At 51.3% G+C, this 19,266-nt stretch carries 13 protein-coding genes; 12 read left to right on the top strand and 1 reads right to left on the bottom strand.

Translation table 11 applies throughout. The annotated features are described in order from the left end of the window. The first annotated feature begins 62 nt into the window (after positions 1-62). From Q3Y66_RS12900 to Q3Y66_RS12865, 8 genes are all read left to right on the top strand, one after another. Positions 63-332: a SelT/SelW/SelH family protein gene (locus Q3Y66_RS12900; protein WP_008959619.1), complete on the top strand. Its 270-nt coding sequence runs from the start codon at positions 63-65 to the stop codon at positions 330-332. Beyond that, entirely contained in the window at positions 329-1,201 is an 873-nt protein-coding gene (locus Q3Y66_RS12895; protein ID WP_008959618.1) for a DMT family transporter, read from the top strand. The genes Q3Y66_RS12900 and Q3Y66_RS12895 overlap by 4 nt, the downstream gene beginning before the upstream one ends. A 217-nt stretch (positions 1,202-1,418) precedes the next feature. After that, the gene (locus Q3Y66_RS12890) at positions 1,419-1,847 is read left to right on the top strand and encodes a hypothetical protein (protein ID WP_008959617.1); all 429 of its coding nucleotides are present in this window, start codon (positions 1,419-1,421) and stop codon (positions 1,845-1,847) included. Beyond that, positions 1,844-2,626, top strand: coding sequence for a cellulose biosynthesis protein BcsQ (bcsQ, locus tag Q3Y66_RS12885; RefSeq protein ID WP_008959616.1), 783 nt, complete (start codon positions 1,844-1,846; stop codon positions 2,624-2,626). Before Q3Y66_RS12890 ends, bcsQ begins: the two co-directional genes overlap by 4 nt. Then, positions 2,626-7,161 (top strand): UDP-forming cellulose synthase catalytic subunit, encoded by a 4,536-nt coding sequence (bcsA, locus tag Q3Y66_RS12880; protein ID WP_008959615.1) that lies wholly within the window; start codon positions 2,626-2,628, stop codon positions 7,159-7,161. The genes bcsQ and bcsA overlap by 1 nt, the downstream gene beginning before the upstream one ends. A 2-nt stretch (positions 7,162-7,163) precedes the next feature. Further along, on the top strand, positions 7,164-11,318 hold the full coding sequence (locus Q3Y66_RS12875) for a cellulose biosynthesis protein BcsC (RefSeq protein WP_008959614.1): 4,155 nt from the start codon (positions 7,164-7,166) through the stop codon (positions 11,316-11,318). After that, on the top strand, positions 11,302-11,781 hold the full coding sequence (gene bcsD, locus Q3Y66_RS12870) for a cellulose biosynthesis protein BcsD (protein WP_008959613.1): 480 nt from the start codon (positions 11,302-11,304) through the stop codon (positions 11,779-11,781). The genes Q3Y66_RS12875 and bcsD overlap by 17 nt, the downstream gene beginning before the upstream one ends. 44 nt (positions 11,782-11,825) lie before the next feature. Continuing rightward, complete coding sequence (locus Q3Y66_RS12865; protein WP_008959612.1) at positions 11,826-12,830, top strand: glycosyl hydrolase family 8; 1,005 nt, start codon at positions 11,826-11,828, stop codon at positions 12,828-12,830. Between the two features lie 64 nt (positions 12,831-12,894). Here the strand turns inward: Q3Y66_RS12865 and Q3Y66_RS12860 are convergent, their stop codons facing one another. Further along, entirely contained in the window at positions 12,895-13,605 is a 711-nt protein-coding gene (locus Q3Y66_RS12860) for an arylesterase (RefSeq protein WP_008959611.1), read from the bottom strand. 91 nt (positions 13,606-13,696) lie between these two features. Here Q3Y66_RS12860 and Q3Y66_RS12855 point away from each other — a divergent pair, with 91 nt between their 5' ends. The 4 genes from Q3Y66_RS12855 (at position 13,697) to Q3Y66_RS12840 (ending at position 19,266) form a co-directional block, all read left to right on the top strand. Then, positions 13,697-14,485, top strand: a complete 789-nt coding sequence (locus tag Q3Y66_RS12855) for an ABC transporter ATP-binding protein (RefSeq protein WP_008959610.1) — start codon at positions 13,697-13,699, stop codon at positions 14,483-14,485. Further along, positions 14,482-17,085, top strand: coding sequence for an ABC transporter permease (locus Q3Y66_RS12850; protein WP_008959609.1), 2,604 nt, complete (start codon positions 14,482-14,484; stop codon positions 17,083-17,085). The genes Q3Y66_RS12855 and Q3Y66_RS12850 overlap by 4 nt, the downstream gene beginning before the upstream one ends. Before the next feature lie 220 nt (positions 17,086-17,305). Further along, positions 17,306-18,226 carry an alpha/beta fold hydrolase gene (locus tag Q3Y66_RS12845; RefSeq protein ID WP_008959607.1) on the top strand — a complete coding sequence of 307 codons (921 nt, stop codon included), beginning with the start codon at positions 17,306-17,308 and terminating at the stop codon, positions 18,224-18,226. A 14-nt stretch (positions 18,227-18,240) separates the two neighbouring features. Continuing rightward, positions 18,241-19,266, top strand: coding sequence for a patatin-like phospholipase family protein (locus Q3Y66_RS12840; RefSeq protein WP_008959606.1), 1,026 nt, complete (start codon positions 18,241-18,243; stop codon positions 19,264-19,266).

Here is a 19,266-nt window from a genome sequence, read left to right as displayed (position 1 = left end):
CAAAATGTTTTCTGAGAACGACATAGTATCCTGCAAAGGAATTTACCGATAAGGAACTCTCAATGTCACGCATTCAAATCCGCTACTGCACTCAATGCCAGTGGCTATTGCGTAGCGCTTGGTATGCCCAAGAACTTCTATCGACCTTTGGTGAGCAACTGACGGAGGTCGCGCTATCACCCTCTCATGGCGGCACTTTCGAGATATGGTGTGATGAACTACTGCTCTGGGAGCGTAAGCGTGATGGCGGCTTTCCCGATATAAAACTTCTCAAGCAACGCGTGCGAGATCAATTGGATCCAGAGCGAGATTTAGGGCATATCGACCGATGAGTCAGGATAAGCAAGCCATCCTCTATGGCCTGGGGGCGGTAGCGCTTTGGTCGACAGTGGCAACGGCTTTCAAAGTAGCACTCGCATGGATGAGCCCTTTGGAATTGATGTGGCTAGCGGCATTCGTTTCTTGGGCATTAATGGGAGCGCTAGTCATCAAGCAGGGAAATATGCCCACGGCGCTACGCAGTGGTTGGAAAACAGCTGCGTGGGCGGGGCTGATGAATCCCGTGGCTTATTATTTAGTGCTGTTCGCCGCCTATGACCGACTCCCCGGACAAGAAGCCATGGCGCTGAATTATACCTGGGCGTTAGCGATGGCGTTTTTAGCGGTGCCTTTGCTTGGTCAACGCTTGACTCGAATAGATATCGTTGCTGGGTTCGTCGCTTACTCAGGCGTTTGGGTGATCGCTACACGTGGCTCGGTTTTCAATGTCTCTTTCGCCGATCCATTAGGGGTTGTACTGGCGCTCGCTTCGACGCTGCTGTGGGCACTTTATTGGCTGCTCAATGCACGCGATAAGCGACAGCCTCTGGTAGGCCAATGGCAAAACTTCAGTGTGGGTCTGCCTGTGCTGACGGTTTTGTTACTGCTTGGCCCAGGTGTGCAGTGGCATGGTTGGCCAGCGTTTGGGGCGGGCGTTTATGTAGGCCTGTTTGAAATGGGTGTGGCGTTTATTTTGTGGCAGTTGGCGGTACATCAAGTGTCGCGCACCGCCAAAGTCTCCAACCTGATTTTTCTTTCACCGCCTGTGTCGCTGTTTTTGCTTTATCTCGTGGTAGGAGAGCCAATTTTGCCTTCAACCCTGGTCGGGTTGGTGCTCATTTTGTTGGGGTTAGGGCTTCAGCAAGCACAAAAGAGTGCCTAGCAAGCTGTTATTCGATAAGCGAATATTTCTATTCGTTGAATTATTGTTATTTTTAGTCCTTGATGTAGGGAGTGAACTAGTATAAAAGTCAGGTTAATAGCTAGTTCCTCAGTATGAGCCAATAGTTGCTACTAGCAAGATACTGTCATAAATATGCATGAGGTTTAGCCTACTGGATAGTGTTGGCTGTAGATTTAAACGAGGTTGTAACGAAAGCATGGAAAAAAATATAGATATTGGTGTATTAGGTGAAAAGTTAGGTACAGATTTTGAATATCGGGAATTTGCGGCAGGTACGACTCATTCCAATGAGTCTCAGCGTTGGAAATTGCTCGATTGTATTGCAAAGTATGCTCCTGGTGTAGTGCATACGAGCGTTGAGAGCTCAAAGCAAACACCACGGGTACCTCACCAAGCACACAAGCCAGCGATAGTATCAACGCTGCGACCAGATACTCCCCAGCAAAAAAATGTTTCCCGGTCCAGCTCCTTTGACGCTTTATATGAGAATCCATTGCCCACCCAACCGAAGCGGCCTTCTTTTGGTCACTTATTTGAAGTTTATACCGATAACGGTAACGAGCAAAAATTAGGTGAGAATGAAGAAACTTCGCTAAAAGCGTTGTTAAGGAAAATTAATTCATGACGCTTATTTGCGTTGCATCACCTAAAGGAGGTGTTGGCAAAACGACGTTAACTGCTAACCTTGCTTATATATTTCAGCGTCAAGGTTTTAATGTCACGGTTATCGATTTCGATAGTCAGGATGCACTGAAGTTACATTTTGGCATTGCTTTTAATGACCCGCAAGGATATGTGGCTGAAGCAACTTCAAATCCATATTGGCATGAAAAGGTAAGAACTACATCCAGTGGCATCAATGTGCTTGCTTACGGTTCCACAACTCGAGAAGAACGCTTCCGTTTTGAGAGCTATATATTCAGTGAGCCGAAAGCTCTATATCAATCACTTAGGAGTTTCTATGACTCCCCGGATGATGTTTTATTAGTAGATTTACCCCCGGGGCATTCGGTTGCTTTAGATGCAATATGTAAGTTAAAGCCACTATGTGTGACGGCGCTGCTTTCAGATAGCGCTTCTTTGGCTGTTCTGCCTTCAATTGAAGAAGGAGACTTCTATTCAGGAGATATAAATAGGCACCTGTATTACGTTGTTAACCAACTGGATTTAAGAAGCGAGCTTAGTCGTGACGTCTATTCGCTTTTAAAAGAACGATTAGGTGCTTCTCTGCTAGGATCTGTACACCGCGACCCTGCGGTGTCTGAAGCACATGCTCTGCAGGTCTCTGTTCTACAGCATGCTTATACATCAGCGGTGGTTAATGATTTGGAAGTAATCGCTCATAATCTTATGCGTTTACTGCCGGATGCTGCGTTAGTGCAAATTCGTCAGGAAGATGAGTGATGAAAAAGCTTCTGTATAAAATTTGGATTATCCTTTTGTTACTTATTTGCACGCCTATTTTGCTAGTTGTGATTTCAACGCCCATGACGCTGAGTAATCAGTTAGCATTTGGGGTGATTACGGCTGCTCTTTTAATTGTAATGGGTCAAGTTAATTCGCCACGTATACGCTTAGCAATGGCCTTGGTCACGGTAATGACTGCTAGCCGTTATATCTATTGGAGAGTGACCGAGACGCTGGTAACGGAGGGGCTTTTAGAGTCTGTTTTTAGTTTTGGACTCTTGGGTGCTGAATTGTATGCTTGGCTAGTACTAGTGCTTAGCTTTTTTCAGACAGCTTGGCTACTTGAACGTAAAGTGGTGCCTTTGCCTAAGCAAACTTCTAAATGGCCAACGGTAGACGTTTATATTCCCACCTATAACGAAAGTTTAGATGTTGTCCGTGATACCGTGTTGGCAGCGCAAAATCTTGACTACCCGGCTGATAAAGTTAATGTCTATATTTTGGATGATGGTAAAAGGGCTGAATTTGGTGCTTTCGCGGCACAAGCAGGCGTTGGATATATAACACGCTCAGATAATAAGCACGCTAAAGCGGGTAATTTAAATAATGCTCTTCAAAAAACAAAAGGAGAGCTAATTTGTATATTTGATTGTGATCATGTGACGACGCGAGTGTTTTTACAGGCAACAGTGGGTTCGTTTCTTGTTGATGATCGTTTAGCACTTATACAGACGCCTCACCATTTTTATTCTCCTGATCCTTTTGAGCGTAACCTAGTAAGTGGACGAGAAGTGCCTCATGAAGGTGAGCTTTTCTATGGCCCCATTCAGAAAGGGAACGATTACTGGAACGCAACTTTTTTTTGTGGTTCCTGTGCTGTTATCCGTCGCAGTGCACTGGCTGAAATCGGCGGCTTTGCCGTCGAAACTGTCACTGAGGATGCTCATACGGCCTTAAAGTTACAGAGGAAAGGATGGTCTACCGCATACCTGGGGATACCTCTTGCCGCGGGGCTGGCAACGGAGCGCTTGGCACTGCACATCGTTCAGCGAGCGCGATGGGCTCGTGGTATGACCCAAATATTACGCCGAGATAACCCTCTACTGGGGCGAGGTTTAAGTATTCCTCAGCGTCTCTGCTACTTGAGCGCAATGCTACATTTTCAGTTTCCATTAGCGCGTTTTGTATTTTTAACGGCGCCATTAGCCTACCTGTTGTTTGGGCTTAATGTTATTCAGGCCTCTCCACAGACAGTTGCGGTGTATGTTTTACCTCACTTGTTTGCCGTCGTTTATACCAATGCAAAGCTAGTCGGTCAGTATCGCTATACATTCTGGAATGAAATATATGAAACGGTTCTAACCTTTCATCTTCTTAAACCTTCAATTGTTACTCTTTTTAATCCTAACCGTGGCAAGTTTGATGTTACCGAAAAGGGCGGACGGCTAGATCGAAGTTTTTTTGATTTTAATGTCACACGACCACATCTATTTTTGCTAGCGTTGCTGACCGCCGGTACGGTATGGGGCGTTATACGCCTTATCTGGTGGAATCCCGAAGGTGAACAATTAAGCGTCTTAATCTTCAATGTAATTTGGGCCTCTTTTAGCGCTTTCTTTTTGATGGCGGCAATCGCAGTGGGAAGCGAGCAAAGACAAGTTCGTGAATACGTTCGGATTAAGCTTAGCCGTCCTGCGGTATTGCATCTAGTCGGCGGTTATACCTTATCTGCCACCACTCAGAACCTTTCAATGGGAGGAATGCAAATTGCTGCCGTAGCAGGCTTTCCTCAAGATACCCGAATTGACTTTGTTGAAATGGAGTTCGACGGCAATCCGGTTCTTTTTCCAGTGCATATAGTGAGCCATGATAGCCAACATATCCGGTTACGGTTTGGGAGCTTGAACGTGGCGCAACGCCGCCAGTTGGTCAAATTGGTTATGGGGCGTGCTGATTCTTGGTTACAAAAAAGAGAGCTTCCCCAAGATCAGCCGCTTCGCTCCATGTGGACGGTCTTTCGTGCAGTTACAGGCCTGTTTTTCAAAAACTGGAAGGAGCGTCGCTTATTTGTAGGGGGAGCTCCAGGCACAAAACAAGCTAAGCAGGCAGAAGGTAGCTCTACTCGTGAGACCCCAGCAGTTGCGCAAGCAGCAACTCCAGCGTCTACATGGGTATGGCGCATGGTATTGGTCTCTTTAATTATCATTGGCATTATGTCTACCCAGCGGGCATGGAGCCAAGAGTTAGAGGATCCACTACCACCACCGCCAGCAAGGTCGTTCATGACAGATACTATATCGTCTGACGACTCATTTTTGCCTGACGTTGAAGTAAGCGCGAGAGGAGGGCTGGCTTTCAGCATGCCTACTCAAACTCGCGAACGCATCTACCCGCTTTTACAGCAAACGAATAGCGAATCGTTAGAGCCTAATTTCTTACGCATACAGGGTAATGGCGCCCAGGCGGGGGTGGAGTTCGCTTTACGCAGCGATGAAGTGTCAACGGAAGCTGTATTGCATTTGGAGATACGCTATTCCGATATGTTATTGGAAGGACTTAGTCAGTTAGACGTTAATCTAAACGGCATAGTGGTTGATACTCTTGAGCTTGATCGCTTCACCGCAGATCATCTAGTGGCTGAAATTACTATCCCTCCTGAGTTAATTGTAACCTACAACACATTGTTGCTTAGCATTACAGGTCAAACATTAGAGCAGTGTAATAATCTGCTGAGTCAAGATATTTGGGTGGAAATACTGCCTAGCTCGACACTTACAGTAGACGTTCAATCATTACCCCCAGTAAGCGGTTTAGCTAATTTGCCAGCTCCATTTTTTGATACAGCAGACATGGATCGGCTGGAATTACCCTTTGTTATGCCTGCTTCTCCCTCTGAAACGTTACTGAGTGCCAGTGCTATTTTAGCGTCGCATTTTGCTGTTGAATCTGGATTTAGGGGTGCGGATTTTCCAGTTCATCATACCCAAATACCTGACCAGCATGCGATTGTGATAGGCACCCCTGAGCAAATGCCCCTAGGAGTGGAGTTGCCGCGGATAAATGGGCCAACTTTACTGCAACAAGCCAATCCCAATAATCCTATGTATCGCTTGCTTATTGCGACGGGGAAAACCGAACAGGAAGTGAAAAACGCTGCAACTTATTTAGCTAGTTATCAAGCGAGGTTGAGTGGGGATAGCGAACAAGTTAGCGCTCCTCTTTTTCCTTTGAGGGAACCTTATGACGCACCTAACTGGCAGGCACTTAATGAACCAATATTTCTCACTAGCATGACAAGTGGCAGTGAAATGGTCGGTGAAGGCATTCGCCCTCCGCCACAAAACTATAGCTTCCGTCTACCGCCGAACATGCATTTGTGGCCTGGTGACGATGTTACGCTGGAGATAGGTTATGAGTTCCCACGCGGAGAATGGTTAAATGAAAGCGATTCACGCTTAGAAGTGGGATTAAACGGATCTTATCTTGGCTCTTTACCCGTTGAAAAACGCCCGCTCGCCTGGGACGCTTGGCGGCTACTTGGCAATGATATTCGCCAAGAAAGAGCGACGCTACGCATCCCCCAAGAGCAACTGTATGGAAATAACCAGCTTAATTTCTACTTTAATATGGCGGTCAATACGCCCGAAGATGGATGTGAGCTTGGCCTACCTGATCGTATTGAAACGCGGCTCGATCCAGACTCTTATTTAGATATGAGTGATGCGCAGCATTTTGCAGCGTTGCCTGAGCTCTCATACTGGCTAAGCGCTGGCTTTCCATTCACTCAGTGGGCGGATTTGTCACAAACAACGTTGCTGCTGGCAAGCGAGCCAGACGCTGTTGAAATTAGCACCGCGCTTGGTTTGATTGGTCGTATGGGAGCTTCCACGGGTTATACCAGTACGGCCTTAAATATACGAAAAGGATTAACCCTTAATGACAGCCTAGCCCAGCACGATATCCTGGTCGTTGCTCGTGCTGATCAATTAGAAAATAGCCAACTCAATAGCCACATAGACCCATTTAGCATTCAGCAAGGCGCTTTGCGTGTTACACCGTTAAGTCTGCTTAATCGGCTCAACTTGTGGGCGCAGGCACAGTGGGGGAGAGACGTAGAACGCTCACGTAACAGGCTCGGCAGTCAAGCGCCTGAACAAGTATTAATGGGGGTTCGGTCACCGCTTAATCCAATGCGCAGTATCGTAGTAGCAACTGCTTTTCACGATGAAGGAATGCGGGCGTTACCAGCGATCATTGATCAGCCCCAAATTAACCGCCAAGCCGTGGGCGATTTAGTAGTGATCTCTCCTGATCAGGAAGTTAATGCCTATCAAGTAGGCCCACGTACAGCACGAGGAAAGATGGTCTGGCATCGCCTGATTCGTTGGTATGCAGGTCAGTATATTATTCCCATGGTACTGGCGATGGTGACGGTACTTTTATTACTGGCAGGGCTTTTTTATAGCACTCTCAAGCGTCGGGCGTTGCGTCGAGCACATATGGGTAGCAATACGCGCCCTGGCGGGGAATAAATATGTATACATCCATCAATACTATTATGAAGATTAAAAAACGGTTTTTGCTGAGTGCATTAGCTTGCTGCGTTCCGGTGTCAACGACGTGGGGGCAAGATAACTCGCAAACCGCACTAGATGTATTATTGCGCCAAGCTGATTTCTGGCAAGAAAATCAACGCCCAGATTTAGCCCGGCAAGCCTTAGAGCGATACCTTTCTGGTCGGCCGAACGACCCAGAGGTTCTGTTCAGATTAGCGCGCCAAGCCCTCGTGGATGAACAACCTGATCAAGCAGAGCAGTGGATTCGGCGTCTTGAAGAGGCATCACCTAATAACCCGCGTCTAATCGAGCTAGACCAGCTTCAGCAGGGCAGTGAGTTAGACGCCGCGCAGCTGAATCGTGCTCGTCAGCTAGCCCGTGCTAACCGCTATGAAGAGTCTGCTTCCGCATATCGCGAGTTATTTAGGGGCGAAACTCCTCCTCGCGGTTTAGCGGTCGAGTATTATCAAACACTGGCTGGTGGTAGCGATACCCAATGGCGAGAAGCGCGTGATGGTTTGCGCCAGTTTAGCAATAATTATCCTGAAGATGATCCTCTAAGCCTAGCCCTAGCGGAGGTCTTAACCTATCGCGAGGGTACCCGGCGTGATGGAATTGAGCAGTTAGCGCAGATAGCGCGGCAAGATGGCCCAGATGCGGCGGCTGCACAAAGTGCTTGGCGTCAAGCATTATTGTGGCTAGAGGCTACGCCAGCGGACCAAGTGCTTTATCAAACGTACGCACAGGTCAATCCAAATGATAACGAAGTGATGCATCGGTTTGAAGAGTCAAGAGCTCAGAACACGCGTGCAGACGGTTTTACTGCGCTTCAGTCTGGAGAGCTTGGTAGTGCCGAAGAGTCGTTCAGGAAAGCGCTTAGCGATGATCCTCAAGATGCGGAGGCTAAAGGCGGTTTAGGTCTAATACTGCTACGAAGACAGCAGTTTGCTGAGGCGAGAGATTTACTCGGAGAGGCGATGGATGAAGCACCTGACCAGCGAGAACAGTGGGCAGCTGCGTATCAAAGTGCAGCGTTTTATGCCCGCTTGGGAGAAGCCCGGCGTTTAGCCGAGGCGAATAATCTTGAGCAGGCGCTTGGGCAAGTACGGCCGCTGACTCAGCAGAATGGTGATGCGGGGCGTTCCGCGCGATTATTAGAAGCAGACATTTTGCGCAGACAGCAGCGCCTGGATGCTGCAGAGCAGGCCTATCGTGGCTTGCTGGAAGCCCGTCAAAATGATGTAGACGCGCGTGTTGGTTTGGTTCAAGTACTGTCTGATAAAGGTGATTGGACGGCTGCTCAGCAAGTAGCGCAGGCTCTTCCGGAAAGTGCCCGCAGCCAAATTGGCGGATTAACCACTGCGCAAGTGGAGGCGCTGCGTCGTCAAGCGCGTCAGCAGGATAGTTTTGGGGCTGAGGCGGCGCTTCGCGAAGCCATTGATTTATCGCCAAATGATCCTTGGACGCGGCTCGACTTAGCACGGGTTTTAGCTGATCAATCACGCCCTGATGAAGCGCAAGCCTTGATGGTGCCTTTTCAAAGCGGCAGTGCAACACCTGACCAACGCTACGCCGCTGCGTTATTTGCTTCTGAGCGGGAACGTTGGTCAGAAACCCAGCGTTTGCTATCTGGGATTCCGGCCAATGCAATAACCGCTGATATGCAATCACTTCAGCAGCAGGCGCAAATTCAGCAGCCCCTCAGGGAAGCAATTGCTCAGCTAGAGCAGGGAAATCGCACTGCCGCGGTTGCTTCACTTCAGCAGCTATATCTGCGCTATGGAGATTCAGAACTGACGCCAAGTCAGGTTAGTCAAATTGCGGGAGCTTTATCTCAGGCGGGTGCAAAAAGTGAAGCCCTACGTTGGGTGGAGCAGGACTTGGCAAGTGGAGTTGACGAGCAAACACCTAATGATTATATCAACCACGTGCTGGTGATGGCCCAGGCAGGACGCCCAGAAGCAGCTCGCCAATTATTTCATCGCTTAGCTGCTTATCCTCAATGGCAAGAAAATCAAGATGCGTTAGCAGCAGAACGTGGGTTGGTGATTATTGAAGCTGACCAACTGCGTCAGAGTGGCCGATTAGCCAGTGCTTACGATCGGCTTGCTGAACCGATGAGACAAACACCTGACAATGAAGATTTATTGTTGGCGATGGGTCGTGTATATGCTGATGGGGGGCGCCAAGCTCAAGCAGAACAAATTTACACCTATGCGTTGACTCGTCACCCACAGAGTGAGCAGGCACTACAAGGTGCTGTGCAAACGGCGCTTTCTAACAACCGTTCGCGTCAAGCGAGCCAACTGCTGGACCGTTATGCTCCAGAGGAGCAAACGGCTGATACGCTACTGCTCCGCGCCCAAGTTGCTCGAGCTAACGGCCAGAGCCGTGAAGCTCTTGCATTATTGAGCCAAGCCCGCCAGCGGTTAAGTGGGCAAGAAGGCGAGGTTACTGCCCTTTCTCACGGTCAGAATCCGTTTACGGATAGGGCTAGAGGAAGCACGCACTATTCGCAACGGCCTAACTGGCTACCGGGGGCTAGTCGCGAAATCAGCAGTGAAGTGGTGCTCGCTGAACCAGAGATGCAAGCCCCTACTTTAAGCCAACAGATTGATGATCTCTCTAGAGAGATTAGGCGCGAGCGGGCGCCAAGAGTTGCCACCGAGTTTGTGTTTAATTTCCGCGATGGCGAGAGTGGCTTGAGCCAACAGGATCGCATTGAAGCTCCCTTGCGTTTTTCAGCAATACCATTCGGAGAGGGTCGCCTTGAAGTAGCGGTCACGCCAACACAAGTAACGGCGGGAACGCCTGAGGGAGATGGCCTGCGACGCTATGGGCGCAGTGGTCTGGCTGAGAGTGCCAGTACATTAAATCAGTCGTTGGGTGGCGTCTCCTCTATCTTGGACGAGATTGAGTCAGCCGTAACAAGCTTTTTCGCTGCCCAGAGTAGCCTGGATGCTGCAGTAAATGAACAAGAGGCGGTTAGATTGGCTGCTGAACTAGAGGAGGCGAGAGGCTTTTATGAGGCAGCTCTTGAGCGTAATCCACTATTTGAAGCAGGCTTAACGGTCGCCAGTCTGACTGATCAACAGCTAGCGCTATTTAATAGTTACCTTGAAGAAAATAGTGTCAATTTTGCTGAGCTAGACCTGGACGGCGAGTCTTTAAGTGCGTTTGCAAATAGTCGTGAGCAGATTGAAACTGCCCTTGCTGGCATCCAAAGCCGTTTGCAGACAGAGGCGCAATCAGCGCGTCCCTCCAGCTTACGGGATAGCGGTTCGGGGCTAGAGCTTAGTTATACAAATCGCAACCTAAACTTGGATATTGGCAGCACGCCTCTTGGGTTTGAAGAAACAAATTTGGTTGGTGGAATCAATTGGCGCCCTAAGGTCGCTGACAATATATCGCTGAATTTTACTGCTGAGCGCCGAGCTGTGAAGGATAGTGTTCTTTCGTATGCGGGCACCTACGATGCTTATTCTGGCGATACGTGGGGTGGCGTAGTGAGCACCGGTGGCCGAGCAGGTATCAATTACGATACTGAAACGGGCGGTCTCTATGCTGATGTTGGTACATATCGTTATACCGGTAATAACGTTGCCGATAACCAGTCATATGAACTATCTCTGGGTGGCTATGCGCGTCCGATCAGTAATGAACGTCGTCAGCTGCAAACGGGTGTTCATATTTCTGCGATGGCTTTTGATGATGATCTCAGCCACTTTACCTATGGGCATGGAGGATATTTCAGTCCTCAGGACTACGTTAGCGTGACCTTCCCTATCAATTATCAGGAAAACTTTACCGACCAGTTAACGTTGGGTGGATACATTGCTCCAGGTTTCCAAAGCTATAGTACTGATGAAAGCAATTATTTTCCCACTGATCCGGATGCACAAGCGTTGCTAGATGTGTTTGCTGCTTTGGGAGCGACGCAAGAATCACGCTATGAGGGAGAGAGCGAAAGTGGTGTAGGTCTTTCATTCGGTGGAACTATGAAGTATCAAATGACCCCGGAACTTTCCCTTGGCGGCAATGTGGACTTCAATAGCTTCGGTGATTACAACGATACATCCGCGAGTATGTTTATGAACTATATCTTTGGAGATAGCGGTGAACGAGCCAGATAATCATATTCAACACATCGAGTACTACGCTAAGCGACACTGTAGTCCCCAGTGGCGGCTTTTTTTAGAACTGGTCTTTGATGAGCTCTCTAATAACGCGGGTAAAGAGGAATCATCTGGTTTTTGGCGCCATATTGGTAGTCGAATAGCTGCAGAAAAGCCTATTGGAGAGTGCGCTACGCTAGAGCGGCTGGAGCAAGCCGTCAACGATGAATTAGGCCTGCTGGACTGGGGGCAGGCGAGCATCGTGGCCGAAAATAAAGCAATGCATATTTGTCATACTGCATTCCCAGTACCAGGATCGTCTCCGGAGCGCCTCGATACCAGTTTGCTAGCAATGTCCGCATTGCTAGAAGGCGTGTTTAAAGGGTGGCTGCAACAGCAGGGTGGAGATTTTGATGTGCCTATCAGATGTATAAGTCGTAATCTAGAACAGCGTGAATGCACTTTCCTCTATGGTCGTTAGCGGCTTTTGTTAATGGAGCTGCACAATTAAAGGGCTAACCGAAAATGCTGTATCGGTTTACGTTAAGCGCTGGGCTTCTTGTCTGTTTGTTCAGCAGCATAAGTGCAGCCCAGGCAGACTCTGCTTGGCACGTCTATCGTGAGCGCTTTGTTAATGCAGAGGGAAGGGTGATTGACACAGGTAATCACAATATCAGTCACTCGGAAGGGCAAGGGTGGGGCATGATGCTTGCTCAGCATTATAATGATCAGAAAACGTTTGATCAGATTTGGCACTGGACCCGCCGTCACCTGAATAGACCGGATGTATCACTCTTCTCTTGGCGATATGACCCTCGCGATATACCAGCAGTGCGCGATCGAAATAACGCAACCGATGGTGATTTATTTATTGCCTGGGCATTATATTTAGCAGCCGAGCGCTGGGGTAACGCTAATTATGCGAGTGCATCAAAAAGTATACGAAGCGCAATACTTGAAAACCTAACATACGAAGTTGCTGGCTTTCAGGTGTTACTGCCAGGCATAGAAGGTTTTCGTCGCAACGAAGGAGCTGATCTCAACCTCTCATACTGGTTTATTCCCGCGTTACAAGACTTCGCTGAAATTGAGCCGAATGAGTCCTGGGACCGCCTGATTAATGATGGCGTTAAATTACTGGATCAAGCACGTTTTGGTGCATATTTATTGCCAACCGATTGGGTTCAAATCACTCAACAGGGTGAATTGAGCCCGGCAACAAACTGGGCACCTAGATTCAGCTTTGATGCTGTTCGTATCCCGCTCTATTTTGTATGGGGTGGGCGTGAGGAAGCCAGCGGCCTTGGCAGTATTAAGGCTTTTTGGGATGATCCTGTACATCAACCAGCACCCGCTTGGGTTGATGTGGTAAGTGATGAGCGTGCTGAATATCCGATTTCACGTGGAGTGGATGCGATTAGAGCCTATGTCAGTGGCGAAACGCTGCCTAGCTCAACACCTCAACAACAGGACGACTATTTTTCAGCGACACTGCTGATGTTAGTCCATATGGCAGAAGATATGCACTAACGTTTATTTCATAGGGCGGTTTATCCACCCGTCGATAACGTAGATAAACAGCTTTTTGTTAACCTTACTGAGCTGCTGCCTGATGCGTTGTCTCTAACTGCCCCTCAACCAGGGGCTCAATCAGCGGCTCAAGCTCGGGCCACACATTGTCGAGGATAATCGGCTGCGCATCGGCGGTAGGATGAATGCCGTCACTTTGCATTAGTGCGTCGTTTAGGGCGATATCCTCCAGTAAGAAAGGCACTAGGGAAATGTCGTATTCTTCAGCCAGCGAGTGGAAAACCCCGGTAAAGGCGTCCCGGTACGCTTGGCTATAGTTGGGCGGTATATCGATCCCTAGTAGCAGTACTTGTGCACCTGCCTCTTGGCTCTGCTCAATCATGCCGGCTAAGTTCGCCTGCATTTGATTGGGTGCCAGACCACGCAAACCGTCATTGCCGCCTAATTCCAGTAGAACAATATCCGGCTGCTGCTGTCCGAGAATATCAGAGAATCGTTGTAGACCTCCGGATGTGGTTTCACCGCTAATGCTGGCGTTAATGACGTTCACCTCGCCTTCTAAACGCTCTGCCAGCAGGCTCACCCAGCCCTCTTCACGCTCAATACCGTAGGCGGCGCTTAAGCTATCGCCCATCACTAATAAGCTGGGTGACTGTTCGCTATTGATAGGCGAAGCGTTGATAGACACCGAGGCAAAGGTGACTATCAGCAACACCAGCCATCCGGTTACCATGCGGTTCAGTCCATGCCATGCCACAGGGATGCCACGCTTCATGTCTTACTCCTTAAATCAAAGCTCTTCAAATCCAAGTTCTTCAAATCCAAGCTCCTCAGATAAAACTGAAAATACTGCTACGGATATATCAATGTCGAGCGAGTCACCCTACGGTGAGCGCCAGCCTAATACCGACCACCAAGCGTTAAGCGATGTTCCACAAGGCGCCGTTAGGCATCCTATTCTGCATGCCGACAAGCTGTCTAAAAAAGTGACGAGCGGTGAACGCTCACTAACTATCTTACACGACCTATCGCTAAGCGTGGCGGCAGGTGAAAGTGTGGCGATTCTAGGCAAGAGCGGTGCGGGAAAATCAACCTTGCTAGGGCTACTGGCTGGCCTTGATACCCCAAGCGACGGTGAGCTAACACTCTTCGGCCATGCGCTGAGCCGCTTGGATGAAGATGGGCGAGCTGCGCTACGCGCTGGGCGAGTGGGCTTTGTGTTCCAGAACTTCCAACTACTGCCCACCTTGAGCGCGCTTGAGAACGTCATGTTACCCCTCGAACTCTCACCGCGTGCAGGGGAGACACAAACCGCCGCCCAGTGGTTGGAGCGTGTTGGGCTTGGCGAGCGAGTGAATCACTTACCCAAACAACTTTCCGGTGGTGAGCAGCAGCGCGTTGCCGTAGCCCGTGCTTTCGTTACCGACCCCGAGCTGGTGTTTGCCGATGAGCCCACCGGTAATTTGGATCCCGACACCGGCGCGCAAATCATTGATCTGCTCTTCACCCTAAACCGGGAAGCAGGCACCACGCTGATTTTAGTGACTCACGACCATGCTCTGGCGCGCCGCTGTGATCGCTGCCTGCGATTAGACCATGGAAAATTAGAAGCGTTTGTACCCACCGCGGCTCCGATTGACGAGGGCACGCAATGAGTGATGTGAATTGGCGCCTGGCCATGCGCAGCCTCAGGCGAGACCTGCGAGCTGCGGATGTACGTGCGCTGTTTATCGCCCTGGTATTGGCGGTCGCAGCTTCTACCATGATTGCGTTTTTCCTTGATCGCCTAGAGCGCGGCTTAGAGCGCCAGGCGGGCCAGATGCTGGGTGGCGATCTGGTGCTAGAGCAGCGTGATCCGTTTTCAGAGGAGCTGCGAGAACGCCTTGAAAATGCAGGTTTCGTACTGAGTGACCAAGTCGATCTGGTATCAATGATTAGCCGCGATGGACGTTTTCAACCGGCTAGCTTAAAAGCCGTGGATGAGGTCTACCCTCACTACGGCGCCTCTTCCGTCGACTTTGGCAATGGCACCGAACAAGTAGCGTCTGGTCCAGCCCCTGGTGAAGCATGGGCTGACCCACGCTTGATAGAGCTGGTTGAGATAGAACTGGGTGACCGGGTCCAAGTGGGCCAGACCGAACTTGAGATAACAGGGATCATTGAGCGCGAAGCGGATCAGTCCGGCGGCTTCAGTAATTTTAATCCACGCTTGATGATCAATACCGCCGATGTCGAAGCCACCGGCCTTGTTCAAGAAGGCTCTCGGATTGAGTTTGAAATCTTGGCAGCAGGCCCGCCGGAAGCGCTTGATCAAGTGCAAGGCCTGCTTGCTGAGCTACGCCGCGATGGGGTGGAAGTGCGCGATGTCCGCGTTGATCGCCCCCAGCTTGGCAATGCCTTGCAGCGTGCAGAGAGTTATCTGGGGCTGGCCGGTTTAGCAGCGGTACTGCTGGCGGGCGTGGCAGTGGCAATGTCGACTCGCCGTTATGTGGAACGCCACCTGGATACTGCCGCACTGTTGCGTTGCTTTGGCGCCAGCCAGCGGCAACTGGTGACGATTTTTTCGCTTCAACTAATGGGTTTGGCACTGGTAGCCGCAGTGATTGGGGCGCTGCTTGGACTGATTGGCCAAGCGGTTCTGATCTGGCTGTTGGTGAGTTTCTTACCCATGACGCTACCGCCGCCTGGTCTTATGCCGTTGGGATTAGGCGTATTTACGGCTCTTGCCGTGCTGGTGGGGTTTGCTGGGCCAACCCTGCTGCGTATCAAACGAGTGAGCGCATTAAAAGTTCTGCGTCGCGAATTAGATCCGCTGCCGCCTTCGGCCTGGCTCGTGGTGGGCGTGGCCAGCCTAGTGTTTGGCGGGCTGCTGTGGCTCTACTCGGGTAGCCTGCCGCTGGCGATTGCGCTGTTGATTGGTGGGGCGGCTCTGCTCGGTGTGCTGTGGATGATTAGTGCGCTGCTGCTTAGCGGTTTGTTGCGCGTTGTACAGCGATTTTCCGGGCGTAGTGAGTGGTCTCAGGCGCTCCGCTTAGGCGGCCGCCAGCTAGCACGGCGTCGCCAAGCGGGCCTAGGCCAGTTATTGGCCTTTTCTGTGACCTTCTTTGCCATGGCGATGATTGTTCTGGTAAGGGGCGATCTGCTTAGCACGTGGCAGGATCAATTGCCTGACAATACCCCTAACTACTTTGCCATCAATATCCAGCCTTCCGAACGCGATCCTTTCGAGGCGGCAGTCTCTCCAAGGGTGGAAACCCAAAGCACCCTCTACCCAATGGTGCGTGGGCGAGTGATTGCGATTAATGGTCAGCCGCCTGGAGACGCCGTGCCGCCTGACGCCCGTGGTGATAACTCGCTGCGCCGGGAGCTCAATCTGACGTGGCAATCTGAAGTGCCCGAAGGCAATGCTGTGGTGGCCGGTGATTGGTTCTCGCCAGCCCAGTTGGGAGGCGACGCTAACAGTGAGGAGGGTAATGAAGAGGGCAGTGAAGGCCAAGGCTGGATGAGCGCCGTTGAGGCAACGCAGCAAGCGGCGCCAGTGCCCATCTCCATGGAGGATGGGCTCGCTGAAAGGCTTGGCTTAAGCATCGGTGACGAGATGACCTTCTCGGTGGGTAGCGATGAAATCACCACCCAAATTACCAGCCTGCGAAGCCTGAATTGGGATAGTTTTCAGCCTAATTTCTTCGTCATTTTTCCGCCAGGCGTGCTGGAACAGTTTGGGCATAGCTACATTACCGCCTTTCATCTGCCTGAAGCGGAGCAGGGGTTGATCCGGGAACTGATTACCGAATTCCCGGGGGTTTCCTTGCTGAATGTTGATGCCATTTTGGGCCAGGTGCGGGATGTACTCGGCCAGGTTACACGGGCGGTGGAGTTAGTCCTCGCATTGGTCCTGTTGGCAGGGGTAAGCGTACTGTATGCCGCACTGACCGCAAGCTTGCCGGTGCGTGCCCATGAAAGCGGCCTATTACGCGTATTTGGCGCAGGCAGTAAAATGATTTCACGGGTGCAGGGCGCTGAATACGCGTTGCTGGGCTTTGCCAGTGGGTTGATGGGTGCGGTGCTGGCCGAACTGACCACGGCTGCGCTGTACATCTTTTTGTTGGATCTAACCCCGCGCCTTCATCTGGGACTATGGATTTTCCTCCCCATTGGCGGTGCTGTGCTGATTGGCGTAATAGGTCATGCACTCTCGCGGGGATTACGTCGCCAAGCGCCAGCGGCCAGCCTGGGGCTACTCGGTGAGGCTTGAGCCTATTTTGCGAGCCAGAAACCGACCACCAGTGCGCTGATGACAGCAACAAAAAAGACCAGATTACGAGCGCGGGTATCGCGGTGTGGTTTCATAATGGCACCAAATGAGGGTGGAGGTAAAAGAGGCGGAAGCATTACGCCGGGCATGGTAACGTTTGTCGCTTACGTCGTCATCTTGCTTGCCTTATGACGTTGCCGTTTGTTCAGGATGGTTGATTATGCCCCACACCGAATCTACGGCTGCACGCAGCGTTGCGCCGCAGCCGCTTTCTCTTGCCCAGGGTCGCCTGGCCGCCCTTAGTTGGGGGCGCGCTGATGCCCAGGTTTGGCTGGCTCTGCACGGCTGGCTGGATAATGCAGCCAGTTTTACTCGGTTAGCCCCGCTTCTGGTAGAGGCATTGGATATTCGTATTGTGGCGCTGGATTTTCGCGGCCATGGTCATTCGGCACATGTGCCCCAGGGCGGTGACTATGCGCTATGGGACTACTGCCACGATGTGTTGGATGCCATGGAAGACCTCGGCCTTAACCAAGTTAGCGTGTTGGCCCACTCCATGGGCGCCGCAGTGGCTTGCTTGCTTGCTGCTGCGCTGCCCGAACGGGTGGAGCGGCTAACGTTGATTGACGGGCTGGGGGCGCTCAATACGCCCATTGAAGAGACCGCTAGCCAACTGCGCAAAGGACTGACAGCCTACCGTCGGCCAATTTCCCGCGCGCCTCGCTACCCGGATATCGAGAGTGCCATCGCTGCGCGTGTTGCCGGTGGCGTTACACCGGTGGATACCATTACGGCCACACCGTTAGTGGAGCGCAACACCCAGTCCACAGCCGATGGCCATGTGCAAATGCGCACCGACAGTCGCTTGCTGAAGCCTTCATTGGTGCGCTTCACGCCCGAACAGGTGTTGTCATTGCTGGCGGAAATCAGCGCTCCAGTGCTATTGGTTGAAGGGGAGCAGGGGATTCTGGGTGAACGCGCCTGGGCGGTGCAGGCGCGGCAAGCAGTAAAAGCATTGACCCGGCATGTGCTTAATGGTGGCCACCACTTGCATCTGGAACCCCGTGCCGTAGCGCAAGTCGCCGCGGTAATCAGCGCTCATTGGGTTATGAGCGACAGGGTTAAGACCAATAAGGCCTAGCGATGGATACCAGTATGAACGAATTGGCGCATGTCAGTCGTGGAAACAAGGTCGCTCTGGTGTTGGGCAGCGGCGGTGCGCGCGGCTATGCGCATATTGGGGTGATTGAAGCACTTGAGGCGCGGGGCTTTGAAATCATCGCCGTATCAGGATGCTCGATGGGCGCGCTGATTGGGGGTATTTACGCGGCAGGCAAGCTGCCTGAATACCGCGACTGGGTATGCAACCTTGACTATTTGGATGTACTCAAATTGGTCGATGTGACCTGGAGCCCCATGGGCGCGATGCGTGCCAGCAAGGTCATGAGCAAGTTGGAAGCGCTGGTGGGCGATATCTTAATTGAAGACCTCACGATTCCAGTAACAACGGTGGCAACGGATCTGGTTCGCCAGCGGGAAGTGTGGTTTCAAAATGGCCCCTTATTACAGGCGATTCGCGCTTCAATTGCCGTGCCGGGAGTAATAACGCCCGTGCATTTGGGTGATCAGGTGTTGGTGGATGGCGGGTTGCTCAATCCGCTGCCGATTATGCCTGTGGTAGCGGCTCATCAAGCGGATTTTGTGGTGGCAGTCAACGTGACCGCGCATAGCCCGCTGCCAGTCACCATGGAGGAGTTGCTGCCTAAGGAAGAGGAGGCGACCGATAGCCGTAGCAAAAAAGAGATTGAGCGCGATCAAAACATGGGTAACTGGATGGGGGATGTGCGCGCCGCTACGCGAAAACTGTGGGCGGGGCTGGGCGCTAATGGGGAGGGGGCAGCCGGAGAGGGCGAAGAGCTGGAGGAGACCACTGAAGCCCGTGGCAAGCGGGAGTGGAGCAAGCTCGATATGATTCTGGAGTCGTTTGATATTACCCAGGCGGCGCTGGCCAAGTACAAGGTGGCGGGCTACCCGCCCGACGTGCTGATCGAAATACCCAAAACAGTCTGCAGTACCTATGAATTCCACCGCGGCAAGGATTTGATTCGCCTGGGCCGGCATCTGGCTGATGAAGCACTGGAGCGGCGCATGCCGAGCATCGCATCCGACGCGACCGAGTAA

It is taken from the genome of Halomonas sp. HAL1, from assembly GCF_030544485.1.
Lineage (GTDB): Bacteria > Pseudomonadota > Gammaproteobacteria > Pseudomonadales > Halomonadaceae > Vreelandella > Vreelandella arctica.
This window is presented reverse-complemented; position numbering and strand designations above follow the sequence as displayed.